The following is an 18116-nucleotide window of genomic DNA, read 5'->3' as shown; positions in this document are numbered from 1 at the left end:
ATTCGTGAGTGTTGGATTTAAAATTTAGTGTTTTTGCTTTGATAGTTATTTTTTCCTGAGTTTGCAAAAAAGTTAAAAAAGTTCCCAAAACTAAACCAGGATACTTTTTTAAAATTATCTCATCAAACTTCCAAACTCGGAAAATTAAAAAAGCGCTGTAAATTACAACATTTTTTACAAATAAGACTAATAATTTGTTAAAACAGCACTAATTTTTCCGTCTCAAATATTGGCGCTTTCAATTTTAACATCGATAAATTCACCTAATTTAAATCGGTGTTTTTTATTGTATAAACAAAAATTATCTTCTGCTAATACATAAGGGTCATTTTCGCTATCAGGAAGACTTTTATTAATTATTAAGGCGTCAAACATTCCGTCAATTTCAACAAAAAATCCAGATTTAATAATAGAAGTTATTTGTGCTTTAAAGGATTTTCCAATCAAATTTTGTACATATTCAGCTTTTTTTATATTTATAATTTTTCTCTCTAAATTAAATGCTTTTTGTTCTAATTCGGTTGTTGTATAGGAATTTTTTTCCAAAATTTCCTTATAAGTTTCAATGTCATCATTTTTTTGAAACAAAAAGTTATGAATAACTCTATGCAATAATAAATCAGGATAACGACGGATAGGGCTAGTAAAATGACTATAAAAACTAGCTGCAAGACCAAAATGACCTTCGTTTTCAGTGCTATAAATTGCTTTTTGCATTGTTCTTAAAATTGAATATTTAAGAAAATTATCATTATTTTCTAACTTTATTCGATTAATTTTATTTGCAAACTCTTTAGAATTAGGATTCAATTTTAAGCTGTGTTGTATGCCCAAAGATTTAATAACTTGATTGAAAATTGTTATTTTTTCAGGATCAGGATTCGCATGAATTCTGTATAAAATCGGAATTTTTTTCTTGGTTAAAAATTCCGAAACATTTTCATTTGCCCTAATCATAAAATTTTCAATTAATTCTTCAGAAATTCCTCTTCGTTTTAGTTTTAGGGATTGTGTATATCCTTCTTGGTCTAAAATAATTTTAACTTCATCAAGCGCAAGGTCAATATACCCTTGTTTTTTCTTGAAATTTGACAAAATAGTGTTTAAATTTAAACACTTTTTTAACATATTCTCTAAATCTGTATCACCAAATGAAAATGAACCAGCAAAAAAATTATTTACTTTTTCATAAGTTAGACGCCATTTTGAATTAATTACAGAAGGGTAAATTTTAATGTATAAATTTTCACCTTTTTTATTTATAAGAGATTCCATTGTGATAGTAAATCTATCGACATTAGGCATCAAAGAGCAAATTCCGTTTGATAATTCTTCAGGCAGCATAGGAATTACCATGTGAGGCAAATAAATTGAAGTTCCCCTTTTTTGGGCTTCAATATCGATTGCTGAATCCTGTTTTACATAATGGGCTACGTCTGCAATATGAACTTTTAAGAGAAAATTTCCCTCTTTTGTTTGCTCAATTGAAATGGCATCATCGAAATCTTTTGTATCATCACCATCAATTGTTATCACAAGTTGATTTCGCAAATCTACCCTATTTTTGTCGATATTTTTTACTTCTTGTTCGATTTTTGAAGATTCAGCCAGAACTTCTGGGCTAAATGTATCGGTGATTTCTGATTCAATTATAGGAATTTTTACATGTAAAAAAGGCTCTGATTTGTGTCCGATTTTTTGAATAACAGCCAATTTTAGCACATTTTTTTGATAATCAACAATTTTTACTTTGTAAAAATTGTTGATTTCTAAATCTTCAGTTGAATTTCAACGAAAGAAAAAATTACCCTTAAAATTAATTGGCTCAAAATCTCAAAATTTATCATTTTTAACAACTTTTCCAATTAAAAATTTAGTGTTTCGCTGAATAATTTTAGTAACAACACCGAAAAATTGATCGCTTTTGAATCTATCAACATAAATATTAATTTTGACCTCATCGCCTTCAAGAGCATTTGCAGTAAATCTTCCAGGTATAAAAACATTATTTTTTTGGGTCGGATTTTGTTTATTTTCAACAAAACCAAATGAGGATTGTGTAGCGCGAAAAATACCAACCCTTGTTTCTATAAATTTAGGCCAATAATATTTGCCTTCTAGAGTTTTGAAAATCTGAAAATTTTCAATTAAATTACTTATTTGGTGTGTCAAATGTTGATTTAAGTCAAAAGGCACGTTAAATTTTCTAACAATTTCAATAAAAGTCTTTTCATTTTGAAGAAAATTTTTGAGCTTTTCTTGAGATATAATTTCCATGAATTTTATAACAACCTAATTACTAACGACAGAGCTAAAAAAATAAAGCCCAATATAAACATTGATCATTTTGTGAACTTTTTGATACCACGCTCTTTTGAAACTTGGAATAAATCCAAATCACTCGATCCGATTAGTGCTCCTGAGAATGAGTTTGAATGTGGCGACATAATTAGCGAAACTAAAACAATCAGGAAACCAAAAATCGCAATAAAAATAATTAAAACCGTTTTTAACATGACTAATAACCAAAAGTAAGTTCAATTATACTATAAAAAAGCTAATTTCTAAACCAAAGTTTTCAAAAAGAAAATTAAAAACTTAAAAATATTAGAAATTTTATTAAATGCTTTTATTTCATCAATAATATTTTGTTTTTTAAGTAAGTCAATGTGATTTAAGAACTTGTTTAAAATTTTACCTTTAAAAAATAAATTGGTTTCATACTGGAAAAATAAGGATCTAGCATCTAAATTTGCTGTCCCAATCATTCCAATATTATCGTCAATAATTATTGATTTCCCGTGAAAAAAGATTTCCTTAAAAAAATAAATTTTAGCGCCTTTTTTTAACAATTTGTATGCAAAATAATGATTAAAACTTTTAATCATTATAATGTCGTTTCTGCCAGGTATGAAAATTTCTACTTCTATTTTTGCAAGTAAAACATCCTTGAGCGCGTCGATAATTTTTTGTGTTGGTACAAAATATGGTGTAAAAATTTTAATATTTTTTTTGGCCGAATAAATACTTTTTAAAATAAAACCCTCAATTAATGAGTCAGGTAAATTTGGCCCATTTTGAATAACAACCCCTAAATTTTTAATTTTGGTAGATTGGATGCTGTTTTCTTCAAATTTACAAAAATTATTAATTTCAGATTTAGAAATATTTTTTTTACCTCATTTTGACCAATGAAATAGGAAGTTTCGGCAATAAGTTTCTACAATTTCACCTTCAAGTCGAAGATTTAAATCCATTCAATAGCCATAATTTTTGTCAAAACCTGAGTATTCTTCAGAAATATTATTTCCACCAGTATATACAATTTTTCCATCAATTAGAAATACTTTTCGGTGGTTTCTATAAAAACTTTGACCTGAAATAAAAGGTAATTTGAGCGCATTAAACAAAAGAATTTCAATTTTTTGACTTCTTAATTCAAGTCATTGCCGTGTTTTTATGTAATAAGCCCCAAAAGAATCAACCAAAATCTTAATTTTTACACCTTGTTTGCGTTTATTAATTAGCATTTTTTTTAATTTTTTTCAAATAAAGTCGTTTTTTACTATATAAATATCAATAAAAATGAATTTTTTCGCCTTTTGAATGTCGTTAAAAAGTTTTTCAAAAAAACTATGACCATCAACAAGTAAATCGCCGGTAAATTTTTGAACAGGTGATAAAAAATATTCACTTGAATAAACCAATAAATCTCGGTCAGTTTTAGGGATTTTTTCTAATAACTTTTCATCAGTTTTATTTGGGCTAATAAAATACTGATATTGTGAAAAATAATGCTTAATATCTTGGTGATTTGAGTATTTACGCCCTAAAAAAATATAAGCAATTGGACCAATTATTGGCAAAATAGAACAAGCAATAAGCCATGAAATTTTTGCTTCATGTCTTCTTCTTTGTAGCAAAATAAATAAATTAAAGAGGGAAGTAGAACTATAAACTGAAACAAATGCTAAAATCGCGATTCAATCAATATTTCTAGACAGATAAACATAAATTATGTAAATAGTTCCGCTAAAACCCGCAAGGAAAATTAATAAAAAAAAATAGTAAAAAATCCACTTTGCTCTTTTGAACATTATGGTATAATTTTACTATATTTCTGTATTTTCCTTTTGATTTTCGTTTAGTTTTTCAGTAATTTCCTCCTTTATTTCATTAAATAATTTCTCATTGTTTTCAAGTAATAGCTTCAAATTCATTTTTCCTTGTGCAATATTTTCGCCTTTATATGCAAATCATGATCCTTTTCTGGTAAGAATACCTAATTCCTCACCTAAATGAATAAGTTCGGCAGATTTTGAAATACCTTTTGCAAAAACAATTTCAACTAATGCTGTTTTAAATGGGATTGCAAGCTTATTTTTAACAACTTTTATTTTTACGCTATGCCCTGTTATATCATTTCCTGTTGAAATTTGTTGGACTTTTCTAACATCAAGTCGAATTGAAGCATAAAATTTTAGTCCTCTTCCACCTGGTGTTGTTTCTGGGTTTCCAAAAATTACTCCTACTTTTTCACGAATTTGATTGATAAAAATAACCGTTGTACCGTTTTTATTTAATGATGCAGTTATTTTTCGAAGTGCTTTTGACATAAGTCGTGCTTGTGCCCCAATTACTTGATCTTTCATTTCGCCTTGGAGTTCGGCCATTGGTACTAAAGCGGCAACCGAATCTACAACAATCAAGTCAATAGCTTTTGTTTTTGCTAATGTGTCGACAATATCAAGGGCTTGTTCACCCGAATCTGGCTGAGAAAGAATTAAATTATCAATATCAATTCCTAAATTTTTTGCATATTGAGAATCAATCGAGTGTTCAGCGTCAATAAATGCCGCAATTCCACCGCGCTTTTGAACTTCGGCAATCGCGTGCAAGGTAATAGTTGTTTTTCCTGATGATTCAGGACCATAAATTTCAATAATTCTACCTTTTGGGAATCCACCAATTCCCAGAGCCATATCAATGGCCATACTTCCAGAGGAAAAAACTTCAGTGTCAATCGGAGGTTTTTCGCCTAAAACCATGATAGATTCGTTTCCAAATTTTTTCTTAATGTCACTTAAAGCTTGTTTTAATAGTGATTTATCGTTTATTTCAGTCATTTTTGTCCTTTTTAAATATTAGGTTAAATAATTTTTTTGTTTTTTCTTATTTTAAATTAATTTTTTTTGTAAAAAAACATGAAAAGTGGGAAAAATCAACCATTTTTCCTATTTTAAGAAAAAATTAGCAGTTTTTCTTAAAATATAACGCTAGGGCGGAAAAAAGATACATTTATTTTTGTCCTAGCAAGAATTATTAGCTTAAAATCCTAAAAATCTAATAAAATTTATAGTATGAAAAAAATTTCAATTGGTTTTACTAATAAATCTTTTCGCAAGGATTCACAATTTATTCAAGAAAAAGTTTATAACGGAATGAATCATCAAATCGATTATTCAATTTTATCAAATTTTGATTTTGTTCCGAAATTAATATCTAATTCAAAAGAACAAATTATTTGAGAATGAATTGAAGGATCTGATGTTGAAATTACCACTGAATCGCTTGAAAAAATTGCTTTTCAATTAAGACAAATTCATAATTCAAATTTAGTTTTCCCACCGTCTAATCATGCATTTCGAGTAGAACAATATTTAAAAACTCTATCTGAAAAAGGGATAAAAAACCCTACAATTGAAAAATATAACCCATTTATCAATGAAATTTTGGTAAATATGGATAAAACTAAACCACTTCATAATGACTTGTGATTAATGAATATGGTTGAAAGAAACAAAAAAATTTATTTTTTAGATTGAGAATATGCATCAAAAGGCGACATACATTTTGATCTTGCATATTTTATAGAATCTGCAAGGTTAGATAATGATCAGGAAAAAACTTTTCTTAATTTCTATGGAAAACTAAATTATAAACTAATATTATTGCATAGAATTTTCGTTCTTTACCTTATAATTTTATGAGTCAATGCTCAAGAAACTAAATACTTTGACGATACCCCTTACATGGAAAAATTAGATAATTTATACGAACAATATAAATTATGAAAGGAATAAAATGAGATTTATTGATCAAGTTTCAATAGAAATTCAGGCAGGTAGGGGCGGAGATGGGGTAATATCGTTTCGCAGAGAGGCTCATGTTGATAAAGGTGGGCCAGATGGCGGAGACGGTGGTAATGGAGGTTCTATTTATTTTATTGGAGATTCTGGTCTAAATTCGTTATTTCCGTTTTATCAAACTAAAAAAATTTTTGGAAATAACGGTGAAAATGGTAGATCAAAAAATAGGACCGGAGCTAATGGTAAGGATATTTTTATAAAAGTCCCCCTTGGAACACAAGTGTTTTCAAAAAACACTTTGATTTGTGATGTAGTTACTCAAAAAAAATATTTAATTGCCCGTGGCGGCAAAGGCGGTCAGGGCAATGCCCGTTTTAAGAATTCAAGAAATAAAGCACCTCGAATATCTGAAAACGGTGAAGAAGGTCAAAAATTAGTTCTTCAACTTGAACTCAAAGTCATGGCTGATATCGGCCTGGTTGGTAAACCAAATGCCGGAAAATCCACACTTTTATCATTAATTTCTAACTCTAAACCCAAAATTGCTAATTATGAATTTACAACTATTGTTCCGCAATTGGGCATGGTAAAATCTTACAATGATTCATTTGTTGTCGCAGATTTACCTGGTTTAATTTCAGGAGCAAGTTTGGGAAAAGGAATGGGAATTGTTTTTTTAAAGCATATCGAACGTTGCCGTGCAATTGCTCATGTGATTGACTTTGGCAGCCAAGAAAAAAACCCGATTGATGATTTTAAAAGTATTAATGCCGAACTAGGTAATTTTAGCCAAAAATTGCTAAAACTAAGCCAAATAATAATAGCAAATAAATCTGATTTACCCAGTTTTAAAAAAAATTTTCACCTTTTTCAACAAGAATTTCCCGAAATTCCCGTAATTGAAGCTAGTTTGATTTCAAATAATAGCGCTGAAATTCAGAATATAAAGAGAAAAATGTTTGAACTTATTTTGCAAGCAAATCAAACTGAAAATATCGAGGAAACAGAAAAAAAGGAAGATTTTGTTGAATATAATCTTGAGGCACCATTTTTAATTACTAATAAATTTCCAGGATTTTACGAAGTTACTGGTGAGTTAATTAAAAAAATAGTTAATAAAATACCATTAAATTCTCAGGAAAATATTTTTAGATTTAACTCGAAAATTAAAAATATAGGCTTGTGAAATGAACTTTTAAAACTAGGAATAAAATCAGGTGACACTGTTAAAATTTATAATTTTGAATTTCAATGAAGTTAAAATATTTTGACCATTTATTAATTTCTTTTGAGTTTAAATATTTTTCTTAATAGGAGTTACAAAAATGGATAATTTCCGTAAACCTGCAAGATCATTGCGTAAAAAATTAAAAGATCCATCAGAATGGACATTTGTTCAAAAAAAATCACTAGTTTCTTTTTTATTCCTATATCATAAAACTAATAAACTCCACTCACAAAAAGAAAAAGTTTATGAAACTTTAGGAATTGCAAATAAAAATGATGATTTACCAATTTCAGCAATCGAAAGAGCACTTTCACTCTTAGAGCCTAGATACACTAAACTTTTAATCAAAGAATTTATCGATAATGACCGTAATTGAATTAAAAAATACTGGTCAAAATCTACATATTATAAAAATATGCACAAAGCAATCGACCAATTTATTATAATTTTGAATCTTTAGTTTATGAATTTAGATCTTATTCCAAGCCAAAGCCCTGAAATTCAAATTGCAAGAAGCTATGGCCAAATTTCTTTTAACTATGCATCAAATTCATCACCTAATGGAATTAGACAATTTGTAAAAATCGAACGCGATATTGTTTCAAACAGATATACAGTAATTGTCACTGTTTTTTCAAAAATACCGGGAAAAGTGAATGCTTATGTTCAAGTAAATAATTCAATTCCTGCAGGTCCAAAAGTTTTAGAATTATTACCCGAGCGATTTAATCAAGCAATTTTTACTTTTGGTGGTCTTGATGGCCAAAAAAGCAAAGATAATACTGACAAATTTCAAAAAATAGATAATATTTTAGTGTATTTGACAAAAGATAACGAGCAAAAAATGATGCTTGATAATGTGGTAAAAATCCGCAATTTTTCAGATGTACGCAAAGAATATTCTATCCAAAATCAAGGAATTGGTTTTAAGCTCTTAAAATCAATAAAAATGGCAAATTTAGGAGCTGACGCCTCACGTGAATTTTCTAAAACTTATGAAAAAATCGACGAACAAACAGTTTATTTTTTCCCTGTTAAATTTATTCAAGAAAAACACAATATAAATATTTTCAAAGTTGGGGTTGATCCTGAGACTTTTCATGCCGGAAATATCGATCGCCAAATCAATATTTCTGATTTAAAACTGACAAATCTGCCAATAAAATCAGCCACAGCAGCAAAAAATTTTTTAAATTTATCCTTCCAATTTCGCCCAGATATCTATAATAAAAACACAAAACCTGAAATTGTTGAAGGAAAATACATAATTGGGGATATTTTTATAACTTCAAGTACTTTTTATGATTCAAAAGAACGGGTTGTTTTTAGTGGAAATTCACAAATTTCCCAACAAGGATTCATTATTCCTTATAATTTTTCAGGATCCTTAAATCCAAAAGTTGAAATGTCTATTAATTCTGATTTTGAGAAAATTAGTGTTGGTTTTTCTCAACAAATACACAAAAAATTGATTGACTATGAAAAGAAAAAAGGAATTTACCGTCTGAAAATAACAAATTACCTAACTCCTTTTATAAAATCTGACGAAATTAAAATTTCTAATCAAGATTTTAAATATGTTGCAACTAATTTTTTAACAATTGAGCAGCTAAGAGATCTTTCTTTTACTAATTTTAAAGAAGATGAAGAAAATCAGTTAGAAGAATAGATGCAAATCACTGCTAAAATTTTATCAGGCCTTCTTGCAACAGGGATTATTGTCGGCGGTGGAATCCTAGGTTGGTATTTGTATAATTCTAGAGTTGAAAAATCACTATCACCTTTAAAAAAACAACTAGATTTTGAAGTCAAAAATGAATCAGAATACAAAGATAACGATGTTTTTCCCAATATTTATGCTAATGATTTTTACGATACAATAAAAGTAAAACAAGGAAAAGTTTATATTGATGAGTGATTAGTTGAAAATGTTATCAAGGAAATTATTTCAAAAGTTAAAGTATCATTTGGATCTTTGAATTTTCGGTACAAAATTGATGAAAATCAGCAAACAATTTATATTGAAATTCTCTGAAAATATAAAAAGAATAAATTAAATAGAAATTATAAAATTAGCTTGTACCAAGATATTTAGCGCTAAATTGTAAAAAAATAAAATAATAGTATAATTATTTTTGTCATATGCCAAAAATAATTGCCCACATTGATATTGATACTTTTTTTGTCTCATCAGAAATTAGACTTGATCCAACATTACAAGGGCAGCCAATTGCAATTTCTCGAAAAGAGGATTTTGCAATGGCTGTTTCTATTTCTAAAGAGGTCAAAGAAAAAGGTTTCAAAATTACCGATAAAACGATAAATATTAAAAAAAAGATCCCAAATTTGGTTGTAATTGAACCAAATTTGGCTTATTATCGGTTTTTGTCAAGGCAATTTTTTGATTTTATCACTAAAAATTTTACAAAAAAAATTGAAATTTACTCGATTGACGAGTGCTTTTTGGATTTGAGTGATTATCTTAACAAATTTAATACAATTTACCAAATGTTGTACTATATTAAGAAAAAGTTACAAAAAGAACTTAAATTACCAATTTCAATAGGTGTTTCTCATAATAAATTATTGGCAAAAATGGCCACTAATTTAGCAAAACATACACCAGAAAAAATCACTGTTATTCCAAGAAATAAAATCAAACCACTTATTTATTCCCAAAAAATCGAAAAGCTTTTTGGAATAGGAATGGTTACAGCTCAAAAACTAAAAAATATTGGAATTTTTACCATTAATGATCTAGTAAAAGCAGGAGTTGATAATGAAAAAATTATTCAAGTTTTAGGTGTTCAGCGTCATGAGCTATTTCAATCTTTGACTTCAACAGGAGACAACATTGTTTCAAACAAGCCAGAAAATTTCAAAAGTGTCTCACATTTTCGCACTTTTTCTCATTGTGACACACTTACAAAAACAGAAACACTACTTTTAATTTCAGAATTTTTACCAAGTTTAGTCGCCAAACTAGACCAGTTTAACAAAGGGGCAAACCGTGTTGAAATATATTTTAAGTTAAAAAACAAAGAACAAAACCGTTTTTTTACAGATTTATCTCAACCTTCAAATAATTATGATTTGCTGTACAATAATTTAGTTGCACTTGCAAACAAAATTGATGATTTTTCATTATTATTAGGGTTTGGAATTTGTTTGTCAAAAATTTCTGATTATGATAAAAGTATGTTAAATACTAGTCAAAAAGTTAAGAATATTATCGCAAGCGTAAATAAAAAAATAGGTTTAAAAAAATTAGTTGTGCTAAAATCATTTAAAAATTAGGCTATTTAAAGCAATGAAATATTTTTATTACTTTTATTTTAAGATTTTTTTAGTAATTGCATTAATTTTATCTTTGGTTGCAATTTGAAATTACACACTAATTTTAGGGTGATTGTTTTCTTTTTTTAGTGTTACATCCTTTTTGCTTTCAAAAAACTTATTTTTTAGCATCATAACAAAAAAAGCAAAAAATAAAGAAAAAACCTCTTCATTTTTTGCTTTTTTTGTTTATATTATATTAATTTTGTTTCAAACTACAATTTTGTTAGCTATTTTTCTCATTAATAAATCATTCCAAACAGTCGATAAAAATAGTTTGGACTTTTTACTTACACCAATAAATATAATTTCTTTTATTTTTGGTTATACAATTTTTCCAATTAGTGCTATAATTTACTATTTAATGTTAAAGCATAAAAAATAAAGGAGTAAAAATGAATTTTTTTTCAGATTGAAATCAACCGCAATTATTTACTCTTTTTATCTTAGTAGTTTTTGTAATAATTTTATCCATTATTATCTTTTTTCACATAAAAAAAGCAAAAGTTGATAAAGCTCCCTCAGCAATAGTTTTATTTGCAGAATCATACTTTTTATTTATTGATGATCTTGTTGAATCTGCTGGTGAAGGTTATGTAAATAAAGCAAAACCTTACATTTTTTCTCTTTTTACATTTTTTTTATTAGGTAATTTATTATCACTCGCAGGTCTTGAGCCAATTTCTACCTCAATTTCGGTAACCCTAAGTTTGGCCGTAATTAGTTGACTAGGGATTTTTGTTGTTGGAACAATTTATGCAAAATGACATTATTTACTTGAATTTGGAAAAAATCCACTCAAAATAATAGGAGTACCGGCTCCACTAATTTCACTTTCTTTCAGAATGTATGGGAACATAATTTCAGGTTCCGTTTTCTTTTTGATTATTTATTCAGGAATTCTTTGACTTTACCAAAAAATCCCGTTAGGTGTTTTTGGTAATTTTAATTTACCGGTTGTATTAATTTTCCCACCGTTTCTTATTTATTTTGATATTATCGGCTCGTTGATACAATCATTTATTTTTGTAATTCTAACTGTTTCATATTGAGGAATGGAAGTAAATCACCCACCAAATAAACAAAAAATTGAACAAAACGCATTGAACATTGTTCAAACTTAATTATTATTTAAACAAAATAATTAATTTATTATAAATTTATTCTAAAAAAAAGGAAAAAAATGGAATCTGTTATAAATTTCTCGCAACAAATTGTTCAAAATTTTCAAGAAACTGCTGTCAATACCACTAATTCAGGACTAAATGCGTCTGCATTTGCATATTTAGGTGCCGGACTTGCAATGATCGGAGTTATTGGCGTTGGTGCCGGTCAAGGTTATGCTGTTGGGAAAGCTTGTGATGCTATTGCAAGAAATCCTGAAGCGCAAAAAAAAGTTTTTCGTGTGTTAATAATTGGAACAGCTATCTCAGAAACATCATCAATTTACGCGCTTTTAATTGCCTTTATCCTAATTTTCGTACAAGGTTAATCCCAAATTTGTAAAAAATGGAAAGTATTAATCAATCATTAAGTGAATTGTTTAAAGGGATAATCCCTAATGTTTATGTAGTTGCTGCAACACTTACTAGTTTCTTAATTTTATTTTTGGTTTTGACTTATTTTGTCTATCGTCCACTTAAAAAATATATCAAAGAACGTAAGGCTTTTCTCCAAAATCACATCGACTCAACAGTTCAGTCAAATAATGAAGCTAAAGAATTAGCAAAACAATCGCAAAATCATTTAGAAGAAACAAAGCAATACTGCATTGATTTAAAACATCAATCTCAACTTGAGGCAAATAAGCTTATCGAAGACTCTAAAAAAGTAGCCACCGAAGAAGCTCGTCGCCTTATTTCTGAAGGTCAAAAAGTTTTAACTGAATACGAAAAAGAAATTGTAAAAAAATATCAGGAAAATATTATTAATGTTGCTACTGATATAAGCAAGAAATTTTTGGTAAATCAAGAGCAAAACAATAAAGACTTACACGAAAAATTGGTTTTAGATCTAGAAAATTTGCTAAAATCTGAGAAAAATATTAGAGAATAAAAATGCACCCACAGGTAAAAAATATTTATGGATATTCTGAGTCACTTTTAGAAATTTCAATATCTGAAAAAAAAGTGGATCAATTTATAAATGATAGTTTTTATATAATTGATTTAGTTAGCGCCAATCCTTCTTTAATTTCGATTTTCGCTTCACATTTTATTTCAAAAAGTGAAAAATATACTTTGATAGAGAAAATTTTTGAATCTAAAATTGACACTTATATGATAAATTTTCTTAAAGTAATATGCAAAAACAATCTTTTTTCGCATTATAATCAAATTTTAATTAAATATATAAAGCTTGCAAATGCTTATTTAGGCCAAAGTTGGGGTCAAATCCAAAGCGCATTTCCATTATCACCATCAGAAATTGCTAAGTTTGAAGACTTAATTTCCCAAAAATTAAACAAAAAAATAGTTTTGCGACCAAAAATAAATCCAAAATTAATTTCTGGAATCAAAATAACCATTGATAACCATGTTTTTGAACATTCACTCTCATCACAGTTGCGCTCACTCAAACAAAAACTCATAAAAAATATATAGATTTTAAAGGTTTTTAACATGAACAAAGATATAAATTTAACCGCAATAATTAAAAATGAAATTAAAAATTTCGAATCCAAAATTCAACATGATGATATTGGAAAAGTTATTGTTGTTGGAGATGGAGTTGCGCTTGTTTCCGGGATTGAAAAAGTAAAATTTGGTGAACTTGTTCAATTTGAAAATAGTGTTTTTGGAATTGCACTTAATCTTGAACAAGATTTAATTGGTGTTGTTATTATGGGAAATGAAAACTCTGTTTTTCAAGGCTCAACCGTCAGAAGAACAAAGTCTGTCATTTCAATTACAGTTGGTGATCAACTTTTAGGTCGTGTTGTTAATGCCCTTGGTCTTCCAATTGATGGCAAAGGTGAATTTGACAATAGTATAAAATCTGAAATTTTTACAAACGCGCCTTCGATAATGGATAGAAAAAGTGTTGATCGCGGACTTCAGACCGGAATTTTAGCAATTGACTCACTAGTTCCAATTGGAAAAGGACAACGTGAGTTAATAATTGGCGACCGTCAAACTGGAAAAACAACAATCGCTATTGACACAATTTTAAACCAAAAAGGTAAAAATGTTTATTGTGTTTATGTTGCAATTGGTCAAAAAAATTCAAGTGTAGCACAAATTGTCGCTCTTCTTGAAAAAAAAGGCGCGCTTGATTATACAACAGTTGTTGTTTCAGGAGCTAGTGAATTATCACCTTTACAATATTTAGCGCCATATTCTGGAACCTCAATTGCCGAATATTGAATGCATAAAGGTAAAGATGTTTTGATAATTTATGATGATTTATCAAAACATGCTATTGCATACAGAACGCTCTCACTTTTATTAAGAAGGCCGCCGGGAAGAGAAGCTTTTCCTGGAGATATTTTTTACCAGCACTCATACCTTTTGGAACGCTCATCACAGTTATCCGATGAAAAAAGTGGCGGTTCGATTACTGCTTTGCCAATAATTGAAACTCAAGCCGGAGATATTTCAGCTTATATTCCTACAAATGTCATATCTATCACCGACGGCCAAATTTTTGTTCGTGACAATCTTTTTAATTCAGGGCAAAAACCGGCAATCGATATAGGTCTGTCAGTTTCGCGGGTAGGTTCAGCGGCCCAATCTAAATTAATGAAATGAGCTTCTTCATCATTAAAATTAGAACTGGCACAATATAATGAACTTAAGGCTTTTGCACAATTTGGATCTGATTTAGGACCAAGTTCGCAGTTAATTCTTGATCGCGGGAACAAAATTTATGAACTTTTAAAACAAGAAAATCAACAACATTTTTCTCAAATTCAACAAGTAATGATGTTAATTTTGATTAAAGAACATCTAATTGATCGCTTGCAACTTGAATCTATGCAATCGTTTAAATCTGTTTTTCTTAAATATTTAGATACAGATTCTAAAATTAAGTCAATTTTAGAAAAAATTGATCATAATCTTGTTTTAAAAGATGATGATCTAAATTTAATTTTAAATTCAGTAACAAATTTGATTGAAAAATTTAATTCAGGTCGAAGTTTTTAATCGGTTTTTTATAAAAGAGAGTAAAGATGCCTAAATTAAACAGAATTCGCGCAAGATTTACCCAAATTCAAAATATAAAAAAAATTACTGGCGTTATGGAAATGATAGCTAATTCAAAAATTCCCAAAATTAAACGTCAATTTAAGTCATCTCAAGAATATTTTGAGAATTTAGACTATATTATGCAAAATATTTTGGCAAATTTATGCAAAACACCCGAGGAGCTAACAACAACAAACTCTGAAAAAAATCTTTACATTGTTTTTGGTTCAAATTTAGGTTTTTGCGGTGCCCTCAATAATCAAATTTTAAAAAAAATTACTCCTGATTTAACAAAAAATGATGACATTATTATTTTTGGCAAGAAAATTTATAATTACATATCATTAAGGTACCCTAAAAATATTATCAAGTATTTTCCCGGAGTTGAAGAGACGAATTTTTCTGAACCAATTATTGAAGTCACAAACTTAATAAATAAGGCAATTTCTGATAAAAAGTATAAAAAAATTTTCATTTGTTATAATAAATTTATAAATATAATTCAATCAAAGCCAAATATTATTAACTTATTTGATTTTGCAAAAAACAAAACAAAACAAGAGGGTTATGGAATTGAATTTGAACCTAATGCAGTTGAAGTACTCAAAAAACTAATTCCTTTTTATATTAAATCCCTTTTGGAAAAAATATTTATCGAATCTAAATTAGTTGAGACATCTGCTCGTCGAACTTCAATGGAAAGTGCAACAGAAAACGCCCAAGATATTCTTCAAAAATTAGAACTTGAAATAAACTCAAGCCGCCAGTCGATGATTACCCAAGAAATTATCGAAATTATCAGCGGAAAAATGTAGCAAAAGTAGGTAAAACAATGAAAAAAAAGATTAATATAGGTCATATAGTTCAAATTTTTGGCCCAGTTATTGATGTTCAATTCCCAAACGATCATATGCCTGCAATTCTTTCAGCCCTTGAAGTTGAAGTTGACAATCAAAAAATCGTTTTTGAAGTTGCCCAACATTTAGGTGAAGGAATTGTCCGCGCAATTGCAATGTCAATGACTTATAATTTATCAAAAGGTTTAGAAGTAAAAGACACAGGTTCGCAAATTTCAGTCCCGGTTGGAAATCAAGTCTTATCACGAATGTTCAATGTTTTAGGAAATCCAATTGATAGTGGCCCGTCTCTTGATTCAGTCGAAAAAAAACCCATTCACTCACCTGCCCCAACATATTTAGAACAAAAAGCTGTAAGTGAAATTTTAGTTACAGGAATTAAAGTCATCGATTTATTAATTCCGTTTGTAAAAGGTGGAAAAATCGGTCTTTTTGGAGGAGCGGGAGTTGGGAAAACCGTTTTAGTTCAAGAACTTATTAATAATATAGCAACTAAACACGGTGGACTTTCAGTTTTTGCTGGAGTAGGTGAGCGTTCACGTGAAGGAAATGACCTTTATTTTGAAATGAAAGCCAGTGGTGTTTTAGACAAAACTGCTTTAGTTTTTGGTCAAATGAACGAACCTCCTGGTGCGCGAATGAGAGTTGCTCTTTCTGCTTTGACAATGGCCGAACATTTTCGTGATCAAGACAATCAGGACGTTCTACTTTTTATTGATAACATTTTTAGATTTACTCAAGCTGGTTCAGAAGTTTCAACACTTTTAGGTAGAATTCCATCAACTGTTGGCTATCAACCGACACTTTCAACTGAAATGGGTCAGCTTCAAGAGCGAATTACATCAACAATTAGAGGATCAATAACTTCAGTTCAGGCCGTTTATGTTCCTGCTGATGATATCACAGATCCTGCCCCTGCAACTACATTTTCGCACCTTGATGCCAAAACAGTTTTAGACCGTGGGATTGCTGCTTTGGGTATTTATCCAGCGGTTGATCCTTTAGCGTCATCCTCAAGAGCTTTAGATCCTAGTGTTGTTGGAAAACAGCATTATGAAGTAGCTAAAAAAGTAGTCCAAATTTTACAAAGATTCAAGGAATTACAAGATATTATCGCAATTTTGGGTGTTGACGAGCTTAGTGAGTCAGATAAACAAGTTGTTGCAAGAGCCCGCCGAATTAGGAATTTTTTATCCCAACCGTTTTTTGTAGCTCAAAAATTTTCAGGAATTGAAGGCCAGTTTATTAAAATCGAAGACACAGTTAATAATTTTAGCGAACTTTTATCTGGCAAATTTGATAATGTCCCTGAAGAAGCATTTTTATACGTTGGGACAATTAATCAAGCATTAGAAAAGGCAAAAAAGATGGGATGAAGTGAAAACAATTAATCTTAAAATCTTTAGTCAAAAAGGAATCATTTTAGAATCCCAACCAGTTTCAGTTACTGCAAAAACACAACTAGGATACCGTGTTGCCCAATACGGTATAACACCTTTTTGCGGAATAATTGCACCATCGGTATTGTATGTTTTAAACGAAAAAGAAGAAGTCAAATTTAGAATTACCGACGGTGTTATATATGCTTCTAAATCTGAGGTTTTAATTTTTACCCAGGGGGAACTGCATCCCGCTTAATATTAATAAATTTTTAAATTTTAAGCTAAAAATGAGAAAAAGTGCTTGTTTTTCCCATTTTTTTCCTTTTTTGGCAAAAAAAAGCTTAAAAATTTAAATAAAAATATGAATCATAAAAACCGCGGAATGTTTCTTGAAAAAATTATTAATAACACAATTGAATTTTATTATCAAAACGACATTGCGATTTTTCACAAAAAAAATCTAGATATTGGTTTTAAAGCTGTTCAAAAAGATTTGACCTTAAATGATGCTTTTGTGTTAAAAAAGTCAACCGTTGACTATTATGGAATTTATAAAGGAATTTTTGTTGCTTTTGAAGCCAAAAGTACCAATGAAAACGTTTTAAATTTAAAGCAAATTCCAGACCATCAAATCAATTATCTGCATAAAATTAGAAAACATTTTGGTTGCGCATTTTTCATCATTTTTTTCAAACAGCTTGAAAAATTTTACATTTTAAGTGTCGACAAAATAGATTTTTCAAAAAAGTCAATTTCTGCTCATTTTTTAGAAAAAGAAGGGATAGAAATTACACTTACATACCCTGGAATCATTGATTTTATTACTTATATTGATCAAATGGTTTAAATTATTGTTTATTTTTTATTTTATGGTATAATTAAATTCTTAATTTATATTAGCTCAAATATCATTAAAATGGATTCAGATAGATGTGCTTTTTTAAGTTCTGTCTGTTAGAAATTTTAAGTAGAAACAACAAACAAAAGGAAATATTACATGGATAAGGCAACAACAGCTAAACAAAACCAAAATATCG

19 protein-coding genes are annotated in these 18116 nt (G+C 28.9%); 15 read left to right on the top strand and 4 right to left on the bottom strand.

The window, feature by feature from the left end; translation table 4 throughout:
• Positions 1-186: 186 nt before the first annotated feature.
• The 4 genes from rnr to recA are packed head-to-tail and all read right to left on the bottom strand — an operon-like array spanning position 187 to position 5126.
• Positions 187-2277 (bottom strand): ribonuclease R, encoded by a 2091-nt coding sequence (rnr, locus tag U3G01_RS03435; RefSeq protein WP_255030925.1) that lies wholly within the window; start codon positions 2275-2277, stop codon positions 187-189.
• A gap of 5 nt (positions 2278-2282) precedes the next feature.
• Entirely contained in the window at positions 2283-2516 is a 234-nt protein-coding gene (gene secG, locus U3G01_RS03430) for a preprotein translocase subunit SecG (RefSeq protein ID WP_010320955.1), read from the bottom strand.
• 48 nt (positions 2517-2564) lie between these two features.
• The gene (locus U3G01_RS03425; protein WP_069097213.1) at positions 2565-4097 is read right to left on the bottom strand and encodes a phospholipase D-like domain-containing protein; all 1533 of its coding nucleotides are present in this window, start codon (positions 4095-4097) and stop codon (positions 2565-2567) included.
• 15 nt (positions 4098-4112) lie between these two features.
• Positions 4113-5126, bottom strand: a complete 1014-nt coding sequence (gene recA / locus U3G01_RS03420; RefSeq protein WP_069096710.1) for a recombinase RecA — start codon at positions 5124-5126, stop codon at positions 4113-4115.
• Between the two features lie 234 nt (positions 5127-5360).
• Here recA and U3G01_RS03415 point away from each other — a divergent pair, with 234 nt between their 5' ends.
• The 15 genes from U3G01_RS03415 to recU all read left to right on the top strand — a co-directional run bounded on the left by U3G01_RS03415 (position 5361) and on the right by recU (position 17926).
• On the top strand, positions 5361-6083 hold the full coding sequence (locus tag U3G01_RS03415) for a phosphotransferase (protein WP_255030924.1): 723 nt from the start codon (positions 5361-5363) through the stop codon (positions 6081-6083).
• Position 6084: 1 nt separating this feature from the next.
• Positions 6085-7350, top strand: coding sequence for a GTPase ObgE (gene obgE, locus U3G01_RS03410; RefSeq protein ID WP_255030922.1), 1266 nt, complete (start codon positions 6085-6087; stop codon positions 7348-7350).
• A 64-nt stretch (positions 7351-7414) separates the two neighbouring features.
• Positions 7415-7777, top strand: a complete 363-nt coding sequence (locus tag U3G01_RS03405; protein ID WP_010320950.1) for an MG284/MPN403 family protein — start codon at positions 7415-7417, stop codon at positions 7775-7777.
• Between the two features lie 3 nt (positions 7778-7780).
• On the top strand, positions 7781-8986 hold the full coding sequence (locus U3G01_RS03400; RefSeq protein WP_255030921.1) for an MHO_1580 family protein: 1206 nt from the start codon (positions 7781-7783) through the stop codon (positions 8984-8986).
• Complete coding sequence (locus U3G01_RS03395; RefSeq protein WP_010320948.1) at positions 8987-9412, top strand: MHO_1590 family protein; 426 nt, start codon at positions 8987-8989, stop codon at positions 9410-9412. It abuts the gene before it with no gap.
• A gap of 47 nt (positions 9413-9459) precedes the next feature.
• Positions 9460-10614, top strand: coding sequence for a Y-family DNA polymerase (locus U3G01_RS03390; protein WP_255030920.1), 1155 nt, complete (start codon positions 9460-9462; stop codon positions 10612-10614).
• A 434-nt stretch (positions 10615-11048) separates the two neighbouring features.
• Positions 11049-11777 carry a F0F1 ATP synthase subunit A gene (locus U3G01_RS03385; RefSeq protein WP_010320945.1) on the top strand — a complete coding sequence of 243 codons (729 nt, stop codon included), beginning with the start codon at positions 11049-11051 and terminating at the stop codon, positions 11775-11777.
• A gap of 59 nt (positions 11778-11836) precedes the next feature.
• Positions 11837-12145: a F0F1 ATP synthase subunit C gene (locus tag U3G01_RS03380; protein ID WP_010320944.1), complete on the top strand. Its 309-nt coding sequence runs from the start codon at positions 11837-11839 to the stop codon at positions 12143-12145.
• Between the two features lie 17 nt (positions 12146-12162).
• The gene (locus U3G01_RS03375; RefSeq protein WP_255030919.1) at positions 12163-12708 is read left to right on the top strand and encodes an ATP synthase F0 subunit B; all 546 of its coding nucleotides are present in this window, start codon (positions 12163-12165) and stop codon (positions 12706-12708) included.
• Positions 12709-12710: 2 nt separating this feature from the next.
• Entirely contained in the window at positions 12711-13256 is a 546-nt protein-coding gene (locus U3G01_RS03370) for a F0F1 ATP synthase subunit delta (protein ID WP_069096700.1), read from the top strand.
• Positions 13257-13274: 18 nt separating this feature from the next.
• Positions 13275-14798, top strand: coding sequence for a F0F1 ATP synthase subunit alpha (gene atpA, locus U3G01_RS03365; RefSeq protein WP_255030918.1), 1524 nt, complete (start codon positions 13275-13277; stop codon positions 14796-14798).
• A gap of 26 nt (positions 14799-14824) precedes the next feature.
• Positions 14825-15655 carry an ATP synthase F1 subunit gamma gene (gene atpG / locus U3G01_RS03360; RefSeq protein WP_069097799.1) on the top strand — a complete coding sequence of 277 codons (831 nt, stop codon included), beginning with the start codon at positions 14825-14827 and terminating at the stop codon, positions 15653-15655.
• A gap of 17 nt (positions 15656-15672) precedes the next feature.
• Entirely contained in the window at positions 15673-17088 is a 1416-nt protein-coding gene (gene atpD, locus U3G01_RS03355) for a F0F1 ATP synthase subunit beta (RefSeq protein WP_069097798.1), read from the top strand.
• Positions 17075-17335, top strand: a complete 261-nt coding sequence (locus U3G01_RS03350) for a hypothetical protein (protein WP_069097203.1) — start codon at positions 17075-17077, stop codon at positions 17333-17335. Before atpD ends, U3G01_RS03350 begins: the two co-directional genes overlap by 14 nt.
• A 105-nt stretch (positions 17336-17440) precedes the next feature.
• On the top strand, positions 17441-17926 hold the full coding sequence (gene recU, locus U3G01_RS03345) for a Holliday junction resolvase RecU (RefSeq protein ID WP_069096695.1): 486 nt from the start codon (positions 17441-17443) through the stop codon (positions 17924-17926).
• Positions 17927-18116: the final 190 nt, after the last annotated feature.

It is taken from the genome of Mesomycoplasma ovipneumoniae (assembly GCF_035918255.1).
GTDB lineage: Bacteria > Bacillota_I > Bacilli_A > Mycoplasmatales > Metamycoplasmataceae > Mesomycoplasma > Mesomycoplasma ovipneumoniae_A.
The sequence above is the reverse complement of the archived record's forward strand: the minus strand, read 5'-3'. Positions and strand labels throughout refer to the sequence as shown.